We start from the raw sequence: 19940 nt of genomic DNA on the forward strand, positions 1-19940 counted from the left end.
CCGCCGCCGCCGCCCCCGCCGCCGGTCATGACGGTTCCGCCGCCGCCGTATATTCCTCCGCCGAAGATACAGCTGCCGCCGCCGCCGAAGCCGCCGATCAAGCATGTGGCCCGGACGCCGCCCAAACAGGCGACGCCCCCGCAGACGACAACGGCTCCGGCACCGCCCGTGTCAAGCGAACCGGCATCCACTGCGGCACCGTCCAACTCGCCGGATACTTCGGCTGGTACATCGCCGCTGAACAACGCCCGGCCCGTCTATCCGCCTGATATGGAGGAAGACAATATTGAAGGCCGTGTGACTGTTGCATGTGATGTGGAGACAACGGGGATGACGAGCAATTGTTCTGTTCAGTCCGTGCAGGGGGGACAATCCTTCGCGCAGGCTGCTCTGGATTACGTTCACAAGGCCCGGTATCGCCCGGCTATGAAGAACGGTGCGCCCGTCAAGGAGCTTCACAAGGTGTATGTGATCAGGTTCAGACTGGATGACTGATCCCGGCGTTTAGCCGAACTCTGCAGAAAACTGTCTGGTGGCGGGACGCTTCCGCCACCAGGCCGACAAAGATAAGGATTTTTAGGTACATGATCAGACTGTCTCGTCTTCCAGTGTCGGGTCTCGCGGTTCCGGCCCTCGCGGTCATGCTGGGCACGGCGACACCGGTTCTGGCTCTGGCTCAGGATGCATCTGCTCCTGCTGCATCAGCGCCTGCTGCTACGGATTCCACCGCAGCGCCTGCCGCTCCTGCTCCCGATGCCGCCGCTCCGGCTCCGACTGATACGGCTGCTCCTGCCGCCCCGACGCCTGACGCTTCCGCTCCGGCTGCCCCGGCAGCTGATGCGCCTGCTCCGGCAGCCGCTGCTCCGGCCACTAAAGAAGAAGCCAACCCGTACGGTCTTGGCGCTCTGTGGTCCAACGGTGACATCATCGCACGTGGCGTGCTGATGATCATGCTGGTCATGTCCCTGGGCACCTGGTTCATCATGATCACCAAGTTCATCGAACAGGCTCGTCTGTTCGCTGCAGCGAAAGAAGCCACCAAACAGTTCTGGACGAAGAGCACCATTCAGGAAGGCGCTGCTGCCCTGAAGTCGACCTCTCCGTTCCGCTACATTGCTGACACCGGCATTGTTGCTGCTGAACACCATGAAGGCACGATGCAGGAATCCATCGACCTGAACAGCTGGACGTCTCTGTCCATTCAGCGTTCGGTGAACAACATCCAGAACAGCCTTCAGTCTGGTCTGGCCTTCCTGGGCACCGTGGGTTCCACGTCTCCGTTCGTTGGTCTGTTCGGCACCGTCTGGGGTATTTATCACGCCCTGACCGCCATCGGCATTGCCGGCCAGGCGTCCATCGACAAAGTTGCTGGTCCGGTTGGTGAATCCCTGATCATGACGGCTATCGGTCTGGCGACCGCTGTTCCGGCCGTGCTGGGTTACAACCTGCTGGTGCGTCGTAACAAAGGGGCTATGGACCGCGTGCGTGACTTCGCGGCTGATCTTCAGTCCATCCTGATTGGTGGTCTGCGTCATGGTGCCGGTGCAGAAAGCATCGTTGTCCGTGCCGACAACTCCCCCACCACCTCAACTGTCTCTAACCGGGTAGGTTAATCATGGGTATGTCTGTCGGAGACAGCGGGGGCGAAGACGACGTCGTATCGGCGATCAACACAACTCCCCTCGTTGATGTCATGCTGGTGTTGCTGATCATCTTTCTGATCACAATTCCGGTTGCAACCCACACGGTCAAGGTAACTTTGCCGAAGGATATGAACCAGCCGACACAGACAAAGATGTCTAACGTCGTGCTTGCAGTGGCGGAAAACGGACAGGCATACTGGGACGAAACGCCGCTCAAGGGCCGGGCCGATCTTCTGGATCGGCTTGAAAAGGCGGCGGTCCAGAAACCGCAGCCGCAGATTCAGATCCGTGGCGATGTAAAGAGCCGCTATGAATCTGTCGGCAAGCTGGTCGAGGCCTGCCAGGAAGCTGGTATCTATCATATCGACTTTATTACCGAGCGGCCAAAAACCAACTGACCGAGCAGGGAGGTTCCGCCTTCTCTCCCTCGGGAGGGCAGGCGGGCTTCAGTCCACTATCCCGCGTCCGGCCTGGTTTGGACCGTGCCGTGGAACCAGAGTTTGAGAGAGTGACACCCCATGGGCATGAATGTCGGATCGGAAAGCACGACGGAAGACGAAGGCATTGTCGATATCAACACCACGCCGTTGATCGACGTGATGCTGGTTCTGCTGATCATGCTTATCATCACAATTCCGTTGCAGACCCAGGCCGTTTCCATTGACCTTCCGCAGGGCAACCCCCCGCCTTCCACGGTTGAATCCCCCGTGGTGACGCTGGCTGTCGATTTTGACAACAGCATTACCTGGAACGGTCAGCCGATTACCAGTGAGGATGATCTGCAGGCCCGCCTGCGTGAAGCCGCCACTGGGCCGGAAGACCAGCAGCCGGAAGTGCACCTGCAGCCAAACCGTCTGGCCGATTACAAAACTGTGGTGCATGTTATGGCAGACGCCCAGCGACTTGGCGTGACCAAGCTTGGTATCGTCGGGCAGGAACAATTCGCAGAAGGTCAGTGATCTGATGTCATCTCGTCTTTTACGCGTCGCGCTGTTCGCAAGCGCTGCATTCGCTCTCTCTTACCCCGCAGCTCACGCTGAGGATGTGCTGGGGGCGGATGTTGGCAAGGCGCTGCAGCAGGCACAATCCGCTCTGTCCGCTCACGACTACACCAAGGCCATGGCCGCGGTGAATGCCGCTGACGCGGTAAAGGGCAAGAGTGACTACGAGTCTTACACCATCACCCAGATGCGCGCCGCTGTGGCGACACAGGGCGGCAATCTGGATGTGGCAACACAGGCTTATGACAAGCTGATTGCTTCTCCGCGCACGCCTAAAGACACCAAGCACCAGATGCTGATGTCTGAAGCAACAATGGCCTACACCGCAAAGGACTACCCGCGCGCGGTTAAAGCCATTGAGCGCTACCAGAAGGAAGTTGGGTCCAATCCCACAATGGATACGCTTCTGGCGCAGTCCTACTACCTTCAGAAAGATTATCCGAATTCCGTTCGGGTGCTGAAGCAGCAGATCGATCAGGAAATCAAGGCGAAGAAAACGCCGGCAGAATCTCAGCTGCAGATGCTGGGCGCCAGTGCGACCGCCATGAAGGATTCCGCCACAACCACGCATGCGTATGTGCTGCTGGCCACCTATTATCCCAAACAGGAATACTGGGCGCTGCTGCTGCACGAACTCATTGTGAACCCCAAGATTCCGACGTCACTCCAGCTGGACGTTTATCGTATCCGTCTGGCTGCGGGGAACGTGTCTCAGGCACGTGACTTTATGGAGATGACGGAAATCGCCATGCAGTCCGGCATGCCGCAGCTGGCGCTGGACCTGATGAATCAGGGTTATCAGGCCAATGTGCTGGGGCAGGGGGCAGAAGCCCCGCGTCAGGCACGCCTGAAAGCCATGGTTGAGAAATCCGTTGCCGACAAAAAAGCCTCCATCGCGACTGATGAAGCGGCAGCGCTCAAGCAGAAGACCGGCGATGACCTGCTGACGGTTGGCTACAATTACGTCACCTTCGGGCAGGCTGATAAAGGTCTGGACCTGATGCAGCAGGCAATGACCAAAGGTGTGACGGACATGAATGTGGCCCGTCTCCACTACGGTCTGGCTCAGCTGGCAGCCGGTAAAAAGGCAGATGCCATTGCCACGTTCAAAACTGTTGAAGGTGGCGGCGGCGCGCAGGACATTGCTCAGCTTTGGGTGCTGAAACTCTCTGCTGCCAAATAAAAGCAGTTAACCCTCTCCGGGTATGGAAAAGGCCGTCTCTTCAGACGGCCTTTTTTATTGCCCGCAGCGTTTCACAGGTCTGCGGTAGGCTGTGCGGGATCTTTGCCAGAAGATTTCTCTTGTGGGAGCCGGTTTGCGGGTGGCACAGCGGGGGCATGTGTTCTTCCATTGCGTCTCCCAATGAAAATCCTGCCCGTGTTTCCGTGCGTCTGGCGCGGTATGAGGACGTGGTTTTGCTGCCCGAGATTGAGCGTTCCGCAGCACAAAGCTTCCGAACAATCCCCTCTCTGGCATGGATTGCTGAGGGGGCGTGCCTCCCCATCGACACGCATCTGGAAAGTCTGGAAGCAGGGGCGTGCTGGGTCGCTGTGGCGGAGCAGGAACGCCCTGTGGGGTTTCTGACTGCCGAACGCGTGCAGGACCGGCTTCATATTCTGGAAATATCGGTAGAGGCGCAGGCTCAGGGGCGTGGGGTGGGGAAAGCCCTGCTAGCGGCGGCATTTCAGGCGGCGCAGCAGACTGGGCTTAAGCGGGTTACGCTCACCACCTGCCGGGACATCCCCTGGAACGCACCCTTTTACCATAAAATGGGTTTTGACTATCTGGAGGAGGCTGCGTTGGGCAGTGACCTGCGGGCTATTCTTGAGGAAGAAGAAACCTGCGGCTTCCCGCCCGGCACGCGTTGCGCAATGCAACGCGGCCTTTAAGGGTTTTGTCAGCCAGCGTTAGTCTGGCGCACAACACTGGTGGGCTGCTGGGCGGAGGCCTGCGTATGCTGTTTCCAGCCGCCACCCAGAGCGCGATAGATGGTGATCAGATTCTGGTATTTGGAGACAGCCACCATAATCTGCATCTGCTGGGCCTGCAGGTAAGAGCGCTGTGATTCCAGTGTGGTCAGATAGGAATCCGACCCCGCGTTGAAGCGCATTTTTGCCAGACGGAATGCATCAGCAGAGGAGACCACCAGATCATCCGCTTGCTTGTTCTCGTCCAGATAGGCTTCACGCGCGGCCAGTGCGTCCGCCACTTCACGGAAGGCGCTCTGCACCGTCTTTTCATACGTGGCAATCTGCACGTCACGCGCGGCTTTGGAGGCTTTCAGGTTCCCGCTGTTCATGCCCCACGTCCAGAGCGGGATTTGCAGGGACGGATTAAGCCCCCACGTCGTGGCCGCTGCCGTGAACAGTTTGTGGAACTGAAGGCTGGAAACGCCGTCTGTTGCTGTCAGCGTCAGGCGTGGGAAAAAGGCCGCACGGGCCGCGCCGATATCGGCCTGCGCCGCCAGCAGGTTGTGCTCGGCAGAAACAATGTCCGGCCGCCGTTCCAGCAGGTCTGAAGGCAAGCCTGCGGGCAGATCTGCCAGAAGAGTCTGCTGCCCTAAAGAGCGGGGCTGCGGCAGATCCGTTGGGATGGGCGCGCCAATCAGCAGGGCAATCAGGTTTTCATCCTGCTCCACTTTCCGGCGGGAGTCGGCACGGAGTGCTGCACTTTGCTGCACCTGCGTTTCCGCCTGACGGACGGTGAGCAGGTTTTCTTCCCCGTGGTCATATTTTGTGCGGGTGAGGTTCAGGGTGTCCTGCTGGTTGGCCAGCGTCGTGTCTGCCAGCGCCAGCGTATCCCGATCCCCTAACCACGTGACATACGCGGTGGCGACCTGTGAGATGATGCTGATGACCATGCTGCGCAGGGAGGCTTCCTGAGCCAGTGCTTTTTGGGCGGATTCCTGCGTCAGGCTGCGGATACGGCCAAACAGATCAATTTCGTACGAAGAAAAGCCGATTCCGCCCTGGTAGTATTTAAAGACGCGGCCCCCACCAAAGGGTTCATCGCTCCTGTTCTGCTCCAGACCCGGAGCAAAGGTGAGGCCCGATGCACTGGCCGGAGCCTGATACATCGGACCGCCCGTTGCGGAAATGGTGGGGAAGAGGCCAGCATGCTGCACATCATACTGCCCCTGTGCCTGCGCAATATTGGCTGCGGAGATCCGCAGATCCCGGTTTTCACGCAGGGCGATGGTGATCAGGGCTTTCAGCCGGGGGTCGGTAAAGAAATCTTCCCAGCCAATGTCAGAAGCTGCCTGTGCCAGACGCAGATTCCCGGTGGCCTGATACGCGGGATACGTGGTGGCCAGCGGCGGTGTGGGCCGCGTGTATTTGGGAATCATGGTGCAGCCGGACAGCAGGCCGGCAGCCAGAGTCAGGCTCAGAGCACGGAAGCGGCGCGAGGAGTGTGAGGGGACGTGTGACGACATGCGCTTACTCGTTTCCGGGAACTGACGGGGCAGAAGACGGGGTTTCCTGACGTTCGCTGATGCGTCTGACCTTGAACAGACGCAGCACCACCACAAAGAAAACCGGCACAAAATAGACCGCCAGCAAGGTGGCCGTGGCCATACCACCCACCACTGCCGTGCCAATGGCCACGCGGGAGGCGCTGCCCGCACCTGTCGCAATGGCCAGTGGGAACACGCCGACGACCAGCGCAATCGAGGTCATCAGAATAGGGCGGAGACGTTCGCGGGCGGCCGTCAGCACCGCGTCACTCAGGGACTCGCCGCGTTCAAAGGCCATTTTGGCGAATTCCACAATCAGAATGGCGTTTTTCACGGCCAGACCGACCGTGGTCAGCAGCCCCACCTGAAAGTAGACGTCGTTATCAAGGTTGCGCCACAGCGTTGCGGCAATGGCCCCCAGAACGCCCAGCGGAATGACCAGCATCACCGCCAGCGGGATGGCCCAGCTTTCATACAGAGCTGCCAGACAGAGCAGGATGACAACCAGCGCCAGCGCATAGAGCGGGCCGGTGGAGGAGCCGGAGGCAACCTGTTCGAAGGACAGGCCGGTCCATTCATAGCCAACACCAGCCGGGAGCTTGGCCAGAACGCTTTTAATGGCGTCGATGGAGTCGCCCGAGCTGTAACCCGGTGCAGGCTGGCCCAGAATTTCAAAGGCATTCAGGCCGTTATAGTTTTCCACTTTCTGCGGGCCGACTTCCCAGTGTCCTGTTGCAAAAGCGTTCAGCGGGGTGAGGGTCTGCAGGGCGTTGCGGATGTACCATTTGTCCAGATCGCTCGGCAGCATACGGGCTTCCGGCACGCCCTGAATATAGACCTGCTTTACACGGTCATTCCGGGTGAACTGGTTCACATAGATGGACCCCAGCGCCCCCTGAATGGTGGTGTTGATGTCATCGATGGTGATGCCAAGCGCGTTGGCTTTTTCCCGGTCGATATCCAGATGGTACTGGGAGGCATCTTCCATGCCGTTGGGGCGCACGGCCATCAGGCGCGGGTCTTTAGAGGCCAGACCCAGCACCATGTTCCGGGCTTCCAGCAGCTTCTGGTGGCCGAGGTGACCGCGGTCTTCCAGCTCAAGGTCAAAGCCGGTGGCGTTACCCAGTTCCAGCACGGCTGGCGGGTTGATGGCAAAAATCTGGGCTTTGGGGCTGAACCAGAAATGCTTCATGATTCGTCCGGCAATGGCGGACGATGTCTGGGAGGCCAGAGGGCGGTCTTCCCAGTCTTTCAGACGGATGAAGAACGCGCCGGAATTCTGGCCCTGCCCGGCAAAGTTGAAGCCGTTAATGGCATAGACAGATTCAACCAGAGAGCCTTCGGACTTGAGAATATAGTCGGCAACCTCGTGGTTAACGGCCTCTGTTTCCGCCATCGGCGTGTTGGGCGGCATGGTGATCTGCCCGAAAATCAGCCCCTGATCTTCATCGGGCAGGAAGCCACCGGGCAGGCGCATGAACAGGAACACGGCCAGAGCTGTGATGACAACAAACCCGAGCATGGAAAGCACGGTCCGGCCGATAAGGAACTGCACACCGCGCAGATAGCCATTGGTCAGGCGGTTGAACTGGCGGTTGAACCAGCCAGCGGGGCCGGTTGTTTTCTCGTGCCCGCCCGGCTTGAGCATAGTGGCGCACAGGGCTGGGGTCAGCACCATCGCCACCAGAACAGACAGCCACATGGCCGCAACAATAGTGACGGAGAACTGGCGATAAATCACGCCCGTGGAGCCGGAGAAGGCGGCCATGGGCAGGAAGACGGCGGTCAGTACCAGTACGATGCCGACCAGTGCGCCGGAAATTTCATCCATGGAGACGCGGGCGGCATCCACGGGTGAAAGCTTCTTCTCCGTCATCACACGTTCGACGTTTTCCACCACCACAATGGCATCATCCACCAGCAGCCCCACGGCCAGAATCATGGCCAGCATGGTCAGCGTGTTAATGGAGTAACCCAGAATATTGAGCACCCCGAACGTGCCGAGCAGCACGACCGGCACGGCGATGGTCGGGATAAGGGTGGCCCGGAAGTTTTGCAGGAAGATGAGCATCACCACAAAGACGAGCGCGATGGCTTCCAGCAGGGTTTTGACGACTTCCTCAATAGAGAGAACGATGAACGGCTCGGTATCCAGCGGGTAGACGGTTTTCAGCCCCGGCGGGAAGAACTTTTCAAGCTGGGTGATTTCGGCGCGGATAGCCGCTTCCGTCTGCATCTGGTTGGCGCCGGGCGCGAGCTTCAGCGCCATGCCGGAGGCAGGCAGGTTGTTGTAGAATGAGTTGGTATTATAGGTCTGCGGGCCCAGCTCCACCTTGGCGATATCGCTGATGCGGACCTGAGACCCATCCGGCTGCACCTTGAGCAGAATCTTCTGGAATTCTTCGGGTGAGGTCAGACGCGTCGGGCCGATGATGGTGGCATCCAGACGGATGGCCTTTTTGGCAGGCAGGCCGCCCAGTTCACCCGAGGACACCTGAATGTTCTGGGTCTGGATGGCGGTCTGAACGTCCTTGATGGTCAGGCCGTAGCTGTACAGCTTGCCGGGGTCCATCCAGATGCGCATGGCGTATTCGGACCCGAAGAGAGTGTGATCCCCCACGCCGGACACGCGGCTGAGCGGGTCGGAAATGCTGGAGGCAACGTAATCGGCAATATCACTGCCGGTCATGCTGCCATCGGTGGAGATAAAGGCCAGAACCATCATGAAGTTCTTCACGGCCTTGGTGATGCTCAGGCCCTGAGCCGTCACTTCCGGCGGCAACTTGGGCTGGGCCAACTGCAGCTTGTTCTGCACCTGCACCTGCGCAATATCGGGGTTGGTCCCCTGCGCGAAGGTGAGGTCGATCTCCATCATGCCCGAGGCGTAGGACTGGGCAGAAATATATTCCAGATGGTCCAGCCCGAACATCTGCTGGAGGATGGGGCGCACGACCGTATCGTTCACCGTATCCGCAGAGGCACCGGGATACGTCACGGAAATGGCGATCTGCGGCGGAGCAATGCTCGGATACTGCGAGATGGGCAGCCGGAAAATGGACAGACCACCCACCAGCATGATGATCAGGCTGATCACCCACGCAAAAATGGGGCGGTCAATAAAGAAACGCGAAAGAGACATCCGGGTTACTGCCCTTTGTTCTGGCTGGAGGCGTCGGATGCTGCCTGCGCGGCTGCGTCTTCCGTGGGTTTGACCTTTGCACCGGGTTTGATTTTTTGCAGACCAACGGTGACGATGCGTTCACCGGCTTTCAGACCGCCTGTTGCCAGCCAGTCTGTGCCCACGGCCTGACCGATCTGGATCTGGCGCAGTTCCACCGTATCATCCGCTTTGACCACCCAGACCTGCGGGTCCCCGTGCGTATTGCGGCTGACGGCCTGCTGCGGCACGAGCAGCCCGTTGGGGTCCGCACCTTCATCAAGCTGGGCATGCACATACATACCCGGCAGCAGCAGCTTGTCCGGGTTGGGCATGAGGGCACGCACCACGACGGAGGCCGTGGACGTATCCACGTTCACTTCAGAAAGCGCCATGCGGCCCGTATGTTCATAAGTGGTGCCGTCTTCCAGCGTGAGGGTGACGGGCACCTCACCGTTGGCCTGACGCGTAATGCGACCTTCTGCCATTTCACGCTTGAGGCGCAGCAGGGTGATGGCGGGCAGATTTACGTCCACATAAATGGGGTCCAGCCGCGTGACGACGGCCGTATTGTCCGTCTGGTTGGCTGTAACGAGCGCACCTACGGTGATGATGCTGCGACTGATGCGGCCCGTGATGGGCGAATTCATGCGCGTATAGCCCAGATCCACCTGAGCGTTTTCAACCTGCCCTTTGGCGGTCAGAATCTGGCCCTGTGCTTCTTTTTCGGCGGCGAGGGCGTCGTCATAATCCTGATGGCTGACGGCGTGCGCCTGCAGCAGGGACTTATAGCGCTGGAGTTTGGCGCGGGCGGTAACTTCCCCTGCCTCGGCCTGAGCCAGTTGACCACGGGCGGTGTCATACGCGGCCTGATAGCGGGAGGGATCAATCTGATAAAGCTGCTGGCCGGCCTGCACGTCCGCGCCTTCAGTAAACAGGCGCTTCTGAATAACGCCGGTTACCTGCGGGCGGACCTGTGCAATTTCATAAGCATCTGTGCGGCCCGGCAGGATTGTATGCACATTGACCGACTGCGCGTGGAGCGTGATGACCCCGACCTGCTGCGGCGGCATGGCGGGGGTTGCAGCTTTGCGGTTACAGCCGGACAGCGCCAGCAAAGCGACAGCAGAGAGCAGGACCGGGCGGAACGGGAGGGGATGCATTGTCACTCTGGCGGATCCTGCCTTTGGAAAACAAAGAAAAACGAAAAAGGACGCGAACACCGGTTCCGATGCGCCTGATGTACCTTACTCAAGGACGGGACTCAGGGCGTGCAGAAGGATGACGCGTATCAAAAAACAAAATATGGAAGCCTGAAACAGTACTAAGTGTTACCGTTTCAGGCGTAAGCTAAAAGGCGTTAGCGGGCTAGTCAAGCCATCTGAAAAGCGTCAGCGGCCAATATCGCGCAGTTTTTTGCCAGCCATGAGGTTTTGCTCGATCACTTCAAGCGAGACACCCCTCGTTTCGGGCACAAGCAGACGGGTAAACACGAAGAAGACGGCGTTGAGCGCAGCAATCAGGCCAAACGTTAGCGGTGCGCCCAACCCGTTCAGGAGGCTGAGGAACGAGACGCCGACAATCATATTGGAGATCCAGTTGGTCAGGGTGGACAGGGTAATGCCCAGATCCCGGCCTTTAATTGGCTGAATTTCCGAACACAGCACCCACATCAACGGCCCGGCGGACATGGCGTGGGCGGCAATAAAGATCATGATGAGGAAGACGCACAGCAGCTTGGCCGTCTGGCTGTCCAGCCCATTTGCGTTGAGCAGGGCGAGCGCGCCCATGGCGACGGTCATGGTGGTAAAGCCAGCGTAAAGAATGGGTTTGCGGCCCCAGCGATCCACCAGCCCGATGGCAGCCACCGTGGCCAGCACATTCACAAAACCGATAATGGCCGTGCACCACATCTGCGCGGTGCCAACAAACCCGGCCAGCGCGAAGATTTTGGGCGCGTAATACATCACCACATTGATGCCAGCGAACTGCTGCATGGCCTGCAGCAGCATGCCCAGCAGGATGGAGCGCCGAAAATTGGCGTTCTGCCAGAGCAGTCCCAGGCCACCCTGCCGCTGCTTGAGTTGCTCATCAATGGCGCGGATTTCGGCACGGGCTTCATGCGCGGTGGGGCGGAGGTCTGTCAGCACAGCCAGCGCTTCCTGCCGGCGGCCCTTCATCATCAGCCAGCGCGGGCTGTAGGGGAGGAACAGTACCCCGATGACAAACAGCACGCCGGGGATGGCAATGACGCCAAACATCCAGCGCCACTGGCCGTGGTAGCTGAACAGCGTATCGCTGATGAAGGCGAGGAAAATGCCCACCGTAATCATCAACTGATAAGTGGAAATCATCGCCCCGCGGGTGTTTTCACTCGCAATTTCGGACAGGTAGAGCGGAGAGGTAAAGGCGGCGATCCCGATGGCCAGCCCCATCAGGGCCCGGCCGACGATCATGCTGGCAACAGACCAGGACAGCGCACAGGCGACAGACCCGATGATGAAGATGACGCCACCGATGACGAGTGCCCATTTGCGCCCGCCCAGCCGTGCCAGCCAGCCGGCCAGAATGGCCCCGATGGCAGCACCCGCCATCATGGCGCTGACAATCCATTCCTGCGCAAAGGTGGAGGCATGGAAAGCCTCCGCAACAAAATCCAGTGCGCCGGAAATAACGCCAATGTCCAGACCAGACATAAGGCCGCCAGTTGCAGCAAGAATACCAATAATAATGGTGCGGAGTTGAGAGGATGAGTCGCTCTCTGTCTCGACTGAAGGCTGGTTTTGCATGGGGGTTAAGGGTTTCCGTTAAGAAGATTATTATTATTGGCGCATTTGTGCTTGTCGTGACCGGGCCGGTTCATCCTTTATAGGCTCCCCAGCTTCAGGATGTTCTCGGTAATGCCACAAAATGCCGGATAAATATATCTTTCGTTAAACGGAATCAGGCCTGATCCTGATTTTCACTCTCTCCAAAGCGGGAATCCCGATGTACCCAGGTTGAGAGCAGCAGGCCAAACCCGAGCATGACGTTCAGCATGGCCGAGCCGCCATAGGACACCAGAGGCAGGGGCACGCCCCCCACCGGAATGGCGCCCATCACCATGGACAGATTGACCAGACAATACAGAAAGAAATTCATGCTGATGCCCAGAGCCACCAGTCGCCCGAAGCGGTTGCGGCTCCGGATGGCCATCAGCATGCCGCCCAGAATCAGCAGCAACAGCAGGCCGATGACGGTGACAGCGCCCACATAGCCCCATTCTTCCGCAATCATGGTGAAGATGAAGTCGGTCTGTTTTTCCGGCAGAAAGTTCAGTTGCCCCTGTGAGCCGTGCAGATAGCCCTGCCCCCACATACCGCCAGATCCAAGCGCGATCTTGGACTGGATGATGTTGTAGCCAGCTCCCAGCGGGTCACTTTCCGGGTTGAGGAAGGTGGTAATGCGGGCGCGCTGATAGTCATGCAGATGGGCATAGGCAAATTTGGCCAGATACGGCACTGGCAGCACGAGCAGGGTAATCAGCCACAACCGCATGCCAGCAGCAAAAAACATGGATGCGCCGATCCCGCCGATAATCACGGCGGTGCCCAGATTGGGCTCCTTGAGCACCAGCACAACCGGCAGCAGCACAAGGAAGGCCGGAGGGATGAGCCAGAGAGGATTGCCCATCCGGGCGTAGCTGATGCGATGGAACCAGGCGGCCAGTGCGAGCACCAGCGCCACCTTGGCGTATTCGGAGGGCTGAACCTGCAGGCCGCCAATCATCAGCCAGCGTTCTGCGCCTTTGCCCACATGCCCCATGTGCAGCACGGCCACCAGCAGGATGATGGAGAGCACATAAAGTGGTCCCGCAATTCGCACCAGCATTTTGGGTGGCAGCATGGCCACGGTAATCATAAGCACCAGCCCCACCGCAAACCGGGCGGCCTGTGGGGCTGCAAACGGATAGGGTGTGCCACCGCCTGCGGAATAGAGCGTGACATAGCCAACACCTGCCAGCGTGCAGATGAGCAGCACATACAGCCAGCTAATGCTCCAGAGTTTGGAGAGCAGGCGGAAGCTTGGCTCGGCGCGCAGGAGGCGTTTGTGGAATTTCATGGTTATTCCGGCGTGTCCGCTGGGGGCGTATCGGCGTCCGGTGTCTCAGCGTTCGCCACACTTTCCGGGGGCGGGGTGAGGTGGTTCACCGGGTCCCGCAGCAGGGTGTCGGTCATGATATCGCGCGCCAGCGGGGCCGCAGCATCAGCGCCGGTATTGCCATGTTCAATGACTACTGACACCGCATAACGCGGTGCGTCATACGGCGCGAAGCAGATGAACAGCGCATGGGGGCGATATTCCCACGGCAGATTGGCGGAGTTGAAGTGCCCGCTCTCACGCAACGCACGGGAGACGCGGCGCACCTGTGCCGAGCCGGTCTTGCCCGCCATGGTGATGCCGGGCAGCCCCAGACGCGCCTTGGGGGCTGTGCCGTGCTGCTCGTTCACCACGGCAAACATCCCCGAGCGCAGGGCTGCCAGATATTTGTCGGGCATGCCGAGTTCGGGCCAGTGATCCGGCGTGGCTTCCGGACCCAGATCCCCATTCATGGCGCGCACAAGATGCGGCTGCACGGCGCGGCCTGTGGCAAGGCGGGAGGTATAGGTGGCCAGTTGCAGCGGTGTGACCTGCACAAACCCCTGCCCAATACCGCTGACGATAGTATCACCCCCGTTCCAGTGGTGGTGGTGTGCCTGCCGCCATGTGGGGGTGGGGATCAGCCCGGTGCGGGTATGCGGGAGTTCAATATCCAGCGCCGTGCCTAATCCGAACTGGTGGGCTGTTTCGGCAATACGGTCCATGCCAACCCGGCGGGCCATTTCATAAAAATAGACGTCACAGGAATATTTGAGCGCGAGATGCAGGTCCACGGAGCCATGCCCCCAGCGGGACCAGCAGTGGAAGCGCGTGCCGCCCACGTCCAGATGGCCGGGGCAGAAGACGCGGTCAGTCGGGGAGAACAGGCCGGATTGCAGCCCGGCCATGGCGACGGCGGGTTTGAAGGTTGAGCCGGGGGGATACACGCCCGCCACAGCCTTGTTGATCAGCGGCGTGCGCTCGTTATTGGTCCACTCAATCCACTGGGCGTGGCTGACGCCACTATCAAACAATGAGGGGTCAAACGAGGGAGTACTGACCATGGCCAGCACTTCCCCGTTGCGGCAGTCCATGACCACGGCAGAGGCTGTCTGCTCGCCAATGCGGCTCAGAACCTTTTGTTGCAGGCCCCGGTCAATGGTCAGGCCAATTTCCGCACCGGGCACGCCTTCCACCCGGTTGAGCTCGGACATGACGCGGCCCACGGAATTGACTTCCATTTCCACGGAGCCAGCGGTGCCGCGCAGCTTTTCGTCCTGACTCTGCTCCACACCCGCACGGCCCACGCGCATGCCGGGCAGGGCCAGCAGGGCGGAACGGGCCACGTCCCGCTCGTTCGGCGGTGCGACATAACCGATCAGATGCGCCAGCAGCTCTCCTTCCGGGTAGACGCGCCGGGTGCCGACATCAATCAGCACACCGGGGAGGGAGGGGGCGTTGAGTTCAATCCGCGCCATTTCCTCCCAGGAGAGGAAGTCACGCAGCATAACGGGGATAAACCGGCGCTGGTGGCGCATTTCGCGTGCAATCCGCGCGCGGTCCCGGTCATCCAGCGGAATGATGGTGGAAAACCGCTCAATGGTGCCGCTGACATCGGTGGTTTCTTCCGGCATCAGCAGGGCGCGCCAGTTTTCCTTGTTGTTGGCCAGAGCTACGCCGTAGCGGTCTACAATCCGGCCACGCGGCGGGGCCAGATAGCGTTTGCTTACGCGGTTGCTGGCCGCCATGCGGGCGTAGCGGTCCCCATCCTTGATCTGAAGCTGGTAGAGCTTGTGCGCCAGTTCCCCCAGCGCGCCTGCCTGTAGGGCCATGAACAGCAAAGCCCGACGCGTAAAAACACCGCGGCCGGGGTCCTTCTGGTTCTTGATGGGCATCAGGCGGCTGCTTTCCCGCCTGCGACGCCTCAGCCGCATGACATGCCTCCCGACAGCATCAGGGGTCTTCCTTTTCGTCCAGCTTATTCAGAACCCATGAGAACAGGGCCGAAAGCGGAGGATAGACACCGATTGTCAGAAGAGCCTCGAACAAAGCCGGGGCGATGTCCAGCACAGCAAGCCGGAACAGGCAGGCCAACCCCCACTGCAACAGGCAGGCCCCTACGGCCACGAGCGCAAACACGCCCCAGACCAGCAGAAAGTTCAGGCGCATCAGGCCAAAGCGGGCATAAAACGCCACGCCGTGCACCAGCAGCAGGATAAACGCACTGACCCCGAGCGGCGTGAAGCCGACCAGATCCATGAACAGGCCAAGCAGAAACACTGCCACCCCGGACATGCCGGTGGGCCGCCAGAACGACCAGAAAAAAACCGTGGCGATAACAATGGCGGGCAGCAGTTCCGCAGCGCCCGGAATGTTCAGTGGCGCTGAGAAAAAGATAATGATGAGCGCGATAAAGATAGAGGGCAGCAGGCGGCGCGCCCCGTGGTCGAGGCGTTGCCACACGGTCTGGCGGGGCCGGATTTCCGGCTCCCACGCGCTCATGGAAGGATCTGGCATCATCCGCGTCTGCCCTCAGCCCTGACCAAGCAGGGTTTTGAGGGGCAGGGTCAGTGTTTTGCGCGGGTGGGCCAGAGGCACATGGCCGGGGGCATCGGGCGGGTCTATCAACGCCTGACCAAAATCAAACACCCGCAGCAGGCTCAAATGGTCAAGCTGCGCAAACGGCACCACCACCGGCTGGCCGGGGTGCAGATAATGCACCGTGCCAATGGGGAGTCCTGCGGGAAAAGCGCCAGCCTGATCACTCGTCACGACTCGTTCACCTTCAATGGGCCGGGTATCCTGAGCGTAATACATCAGCCGGGGGAGAGGCGTATTATCCCCGCCCATGATGGCGGTAGCATGGCTGGCGTCCAGCATGACGGGCAGGCGGCTGGCAATATCGGTAATCAGCAGGATGCGGGCTGAGCGTGCGCCGGTTTCCGTCACACGGCCTGCCAGACCATTGGCGGCCAGCGCCACATTGCCCACATGCACGCCGCTGTCCGTGCCGGCCACAAGCAGGACGGCGCGGGCGTAAATGCCGCCGCTATCCGCCACCACACGGCCCGTGACAAAGGCGGGTGTGGGTTCCGGGATCCAGTGCAGGGCAGTTTTTAGCGAATCGTTTTCCCGCGTCAGGGAAACGGCGACATCATACCAGCGGCGCAGATTTTCATTTTCTGTCTGAAGCCGCGCATTTTCGGACGCCATGCGTCCGGCCTCACGCAGATTGGTGTTGATGGCCTGCACGCGGTGCTGCGCGGAGGTCATCAGCCCCCACAAAGGGGCCAGACCATCAGCGACCGTCATGCGGGCCTGGTCAGCCAGTTTGCGGTCTGCCTGACCGGCAATGATGATGCCAATGGACAACAGAACCAGCAGGGGCAGCACCAGCTTGCCCAATGCCTGACGCATCTGGATGGAGACGGGAATCATACGGCCTCCACAGCTTTCAGGCGGTCAGCCCCTGTGTGTGCGTTCAGGGCGTGTCTGCGTGTTCTCCACATGGAGTGGCATGCATCCTTTCCATCAGCCGGGCTGACGTTTTGTCCCGCGTTTTAGAAGAAAAACATGACAATCAATACATGGTTGTCAGGACGTTGCGCAGGCGCTTCATTTCTTCCAGCGCGCGCCCCGTGCCCAGCGCTACGCAGGACAGCGGGTCTTCCCCAACGGTAACGGGCAGGCCGGTGGCCAGACGCAGCACTTCGCTCAGGCGATGCAGCAGCGCACCGCCGCCGGTCAGCACAATGCCTTTGTCCACAATGTCCGCCGCCAGTTCCGGCGGGGTGTTTTCCAGCGCCGTGGTGACGGCATCCACAATCTGGCTGACGGGCTCAAGAAGGCTCTCTGCAATCTGGGCCTGAGAGACCTGAACCTCACGCGGGACGCCGTTAATGAGGTCACGGCCCTTCACATCCAGCCACGGGCCGGGGTCTTCCGGGTCATCCGGCATCATGGCGGAGCCGAGATTGATCTTGATGCGCTCGGCGGAGCTTTCGCCAATCAGCAAATTATGAGTGCGGCGGATGTAGGAGATGATGGCTTCATCCATCTTGTCCCCACCCACACGCACGGAGCGGGCATAGACAATGCCGCCCAGAGAAATAACGGCCACTTCCGTGGTGCCGCCACCAATATCAACAATCATGCTGCCGGACGGTTCCGTAACCGGCAGACCGGCACCAATAGCGGCAGCCATCGGTTCTTCAATCAGGAAGACGCGGCGCGCACCGGCACTCTCCGCACTTTCCTGAATGGCGCGGCGCTCAACAGCGGTGGAGCCGGAGGGCACGCACACAATAATCTGCGGGCTGGTAAAGGCGCGGCGATTATGGACCTTACGGATGAAATGCTTGATCATTTCTTCCGCGACATCAAAATCGGCAATCACGCCATCCCGCATCGGGCGGATGGCGGTGATGTTGCCCGGAGTCCGGCCAACCATCAGTTTGGCCTCATCCCCCACGGCCAGCAGCTGCTTCTTGCCCCGCACCTCGGCAATGGCCACCACAGACGGCTCATTGAGCACAATGCCGCGTCCTTTGACATAGACGAGGGTATTGGCGGTACCCAGGTCGATAGCCATGTCGGCGGACATGAGACCGAGCAAACGAGAGAACATCCAGCACTCCTGGCTTGAGAGGGTAATGCACGCGCCTGAACGCAGGCGCGCAAACAACCACACTCTAAGATAATCAGCTTCTATATGGGGGCAGGGATTACCGGGCCGCAACCACCCAGACAAGACCCTGAGGCAATAAACTGCCTAAAATTATACCAACCCGGTCTGGTATAACAGAACCGGGCTGGTTAATCGTTTTTAAGCAGTCAGTTCTTCGGGTTCTGCACGGTCTCGTTTGACCAGGAGTTTGTTCAGCGCATGCACGTAAGCGCGCACGGCAGACACCACCGTATCGGCATCCGCACCCTGACCATCCACCAGTTTGCCGTTTTCTTCCAGACGCACGGTGGTGCGGGCCTGCGCGTCCGTCCCTTCCGTCACCGCACCGACGGAGAACAGCGCCAGACGGGCTTCATGCGGGAAGGCAATGCGCAGGGCGTTGAAGGCGGCATCCACCGGGCCGTTGCCGGTTGCTTCGGCTTCAATCGTCTTGCCGTCCACCTGGAGGGACAGGGTGACGTTGGAGGGTTTGCCGGAGCAGGAGGTCAGGCTGAGTGCGCCAAAGCGGATATGCTCGTTGTCGCGCACTTCGTCGTCCACCAGTGCCACGATATCTTCATCGTAAACGGCCTTTTTCTTGTCGGCCAGATCCTTGAAGCGGGCAAAGGCGTCATTCAGCTTGGCATCATCCAGATCGCCATAGCCCAGCGCTTTCAGCTTGTCGCGGAAGGCCGCGCGGCCGGAATGTTTGCCCATAATCAGGGATGAGCGGGACCAGCCCACGCTTTCCGGCGTCATGATTTCATAGGTTGCAGCGTTTTTCAGCACGCCGTCCTGATGGATGCCGCTTTCATGCGCAAAGGCGTTACGGCCCACAATGGCCTTGTTGGGCTGCACGTCAAAGCTGGTGATGGTGGCGAGCATGCGGGAGACCTTCAGCAGGCTTTCCGAATGGATGCCGGTGGTGAAGGGATACTGGTCATGCCGCGTGCGGATAGCCATGACGATTTCTTCCAGCGCAGCGTTACCTGCCCGTTCGCCAATGCCGTTGATGGTGCATTCAATCTGCCGTGCCCCGCCGCGCACGGAAGCCAGCGTATTGGCCACACCCAGCCCGAGGTCATTATGGTTATGGGCGGAGAAAATGACCTGATCCGCTCCCGGCACGCGCTCCACCAGCATGGAGAAAATACGTTCCATGTCTTCCGGCGTGGCGTAGCCCACGGTGTCGGGGATGTTGATGGTAGTGGCACCGGCCTTAATGGCGGCTTCCACACAGCGGCACAGGAAGTCCGGCTCCGTGCGGGAGCCATCCTCTGCGGACCATTCCACATCGTTCGTCAGGTTACGGGCGGCGGTGTTGCCGGTGGTGATCAGATCCAGAACCGTCTCCGGCTCCATCCGCAGCTTATATTTCATGTGCAGCGGGGAGGTGGAGATGAAGTTGTGAATCCGCTTGCGCTCCGCCGGGGCCAGAGCCTCACCCGCGGCAGCAATGTCTTTCGCACCACCGGAGCGGGCCAGTGCGCAGATTACGGAGCCTTTGGTGTGCTGCGCAATCTGGTTGACGGATTCGAAGTCCCCTTTGGAGGCGACGGGGAAGCCGGCCTCAATCACATCCACGCCCAGTGCTGCGAGGGCTTCCGCCATGCGCAGCTTTTCCGCCAGATTCATGGAGAAACCGGGGGACTGCTCGCCATCGCGCAGCGTGGTGTCAAAAATGATGACACGGTCGGCAGGCAGGCGGCCAAAGGAGGGATGATTGATAATGGTGGAGCTGGCTGACATCGGAAACTGTCCTTGAAATCGGTCTTGTCTGGTTTCTGGCATGCGGGTCAGGCACGCCGGTATCCGCTATGGATACAAAGGCTCGTTCGTCTTCCCCCTAAGCGCGACAGCACAAGGCCGCCCAGATCGCTCAGGGGCAGATTAGTCGAA

General features: G+C 59.9%; 16 protein-coding genes. 6 read left to right on the top strand and 10 right to left on the bottom strand.

Going from position 1 to position 19940, the window contains the following annotated elements; all coding sequences use genetic code 11:
• The 6 genes from AD930_RS01300 to AD930_RS01325 form a co-directional block, all read left to right on the top strand.
• Window positions 1-495, top strand: a 495-nt coding sequence (locus AD930_RS01300; RefSeq protein ID WP_061504835.1) for an energy transducer TonB, incomplete at its 5' end; no start/stop codon positions are given.
• 89 nt (window positions 496-584) lie between these two features.
• Entirely contained in the window at window positions 585-1613 is a 1029-nt protein-coding gene (locus AD930_RS01305; protein WP_081894044.1) for a MotA/TolQ/ExbB proton channel family protein, read from the top strand.
• A 2-nt stretch (window positions 1614-1615) separates the two neighbouring features.
• On the top strand, window positions 1616-2041 hold the full coding sequence (locus AD930_RS01310; RefSeq protein ID WP_043549260.1) for an ExbD/TolR family protein: 426 nt from the start codon (window positions 1616-1618) through the stop codon (window positions 2039-2041).
• Window positions 2042-2161: 120 nt separating this feature from the next.
• Window positions 2162-2602 carry an ExbD/TolR family protein gene (locus tag AD930_RS01315; protein ID WP_043549259.1) on the top strand — a complete coding sequence of 147 codons (441 nt, stop codon included), beginning with the start codon at window positions 2162-2164 and terminating at the stop codon, window positions 2600-2602.
• Between the two features lie 4 nt (window positions 2603-2606).
• The gene (locus AD930_RS01320; protein WP_061504836.1) at window positions 2607-3827 is read left to right on the top strand and encodes a tetratricopeptide repeat protein; all 1221 of its coding nucleotides are present in this window, start codon (window positions 2607-2609) and stop codon (window positions 3825-3827) included.
• 155 nt (window positions 3828-3982) lie between these two features.
• On the top strand, window positions 3983-4534 hold the full coding sequence (locus AD930_RS01325) for a GNAT family N-acetyltransferase (RefSeq protein WP_082781601.1): 552 nt from the start codon (window positions 3983-3985) through the stop codon (window positions 4532-4534).
• A gap of 8 nt (window positions 4535-4542) precedes the next feature.
• Here the strand turns inward: AD930_RS01325 and AD930_RS01330 are convergent, their stop codons facing one another.
• The 10 genes from AD930_RS01330 to AD930_RS01375 form a co-directional block, all read right to left on the bottom strand.
• Window positions 4543-6078 carry an efflux transporter outer membrane subunit gene (locus AD930_RS01330; protein ID WP_061500619.1) on the bottom strand — a complete coding sequence of 512 codons (1536 nt, stop codon included), beginning with the start codon at window positions 6076-6078 and terminating at the stop codon, window positions 4543-4545.
• 4 nt (window positions 6079-6082) lie between these two features.
• Entirely contained in the window at window positions 6083-9238 is a 3156-nt protein-coding gene (locus AD930_RS01335) for an efflux RND transporter permease subunit (RefSeq protein WP_043549255.1), read from the bottom strand.
• Window positions 9239-9243: 5 nt separating this feature from the next.
• The gene (locus tag AD930_RS01340; protein ID WP_061504837.1) at window positions 9244-10419 is read right to left on the bottom strand and encodes an efflux RND transporter periplasmic adaptor subunit; all 1176 of its coding nucleotides are present in this window, start codon (window positions 10417-10419) and stop codon (window positions 9244-9246) included.
• Window positions 10420-10647: 228 nt separating this feature from the next.
• Window positions 10648-12045: a sugar porter family MFS transporter gene (locus AD930_RS01345; protein ID WP_043549252.1), complete on the bottom strand. Its 1398-nt coding sequence runs from the start codon at window positions 12043-12045 to the stop codon at window positions 10648-10650.
• A gap of 154 nt (window positions 12046-12199) precedes the next feature.
• Window positions 12200-13357 carry a rod shape-determining protein RodA gene (gene rodA / locus AD930_RS01350; RefSeq protein ID WP_043549251.1) on the bottom strand — a complete coding sequence of 386 codons (1158 nt, stop codon included), beginning with the start codon at window positions 13355-13357 and terminating at the stop codon, window positions 12200-12202.
• A 2-nt stretch (window positions 13358-13359) separates the two neighbouring features.
• Window positions 13360-15309: a penicillin-binding protein 2 gene (gene mrdA / locus AD930_RS01355; protein ID WP_061504838.1), complete on the bottom strand. Its 1950-nt coding sequence runs from the start codon at window positions 15307-15309 to the stop codon at window positions 13360-13362.
• Window positions 15310-15328: 19 nt separating this feature from the next.
• The gene (locus AD930_RS01360; protein WP_244150455.1) at window positions 15329-15895 is read right to left on the bottom strand and encodes a rod shape-determining protein MreD; all 567 of its coding nucleotides are present in this window, start codon (window positions 15893-15895) and stop codon (window positions 15329-15331) included.
• A gap of 12 nt (window positions 15896-15907) precedes the next feature.
• Entirely contained in the window at window positions 15908-16813 is a 906-nt protein-coding gene (mreC, locus tag AD930_RS01365) for a rod shape-determining protein MreC (protein ID WP_043549246.1), read from the bottom strand.
• A gap of 142 nt (window positions 16814-16955) precedes the next feature.
• Entirely contained in the window at window positions 16956-18002 is a 1047-nt protein-coding gene (locus AD930_RS01370) for a rod shape-determining protein (RefSeq protein WP_043549245.1), read from the bottom strand.
• A 198-nt stretch (window positions 18003-18200) separates the two neighbouring features.
• Complete coding sequence (locus tag AD930_RS01375) at window positions 18201-19790, bottom strand: 2-isopropylmalate synthase (RefSeq protein WP_061504839.1); 1590 nt, start codon at window positions 19788-19790, stop codon at window positions 18201-18203.
• Between the last annotated feature and the right edge of the window lie 150 nt (window positions 19791-19940).

It is taken from the genome of Acetobacter malorum, from assembly GCF_001580615.1.
Taxonomy (GTDB): Bacteria; Pseudomonadota; Alphaproteobacteria; order Acetobacterales; family Acetobacteraceae; genus Acetobacter; species Acetobacter malorum.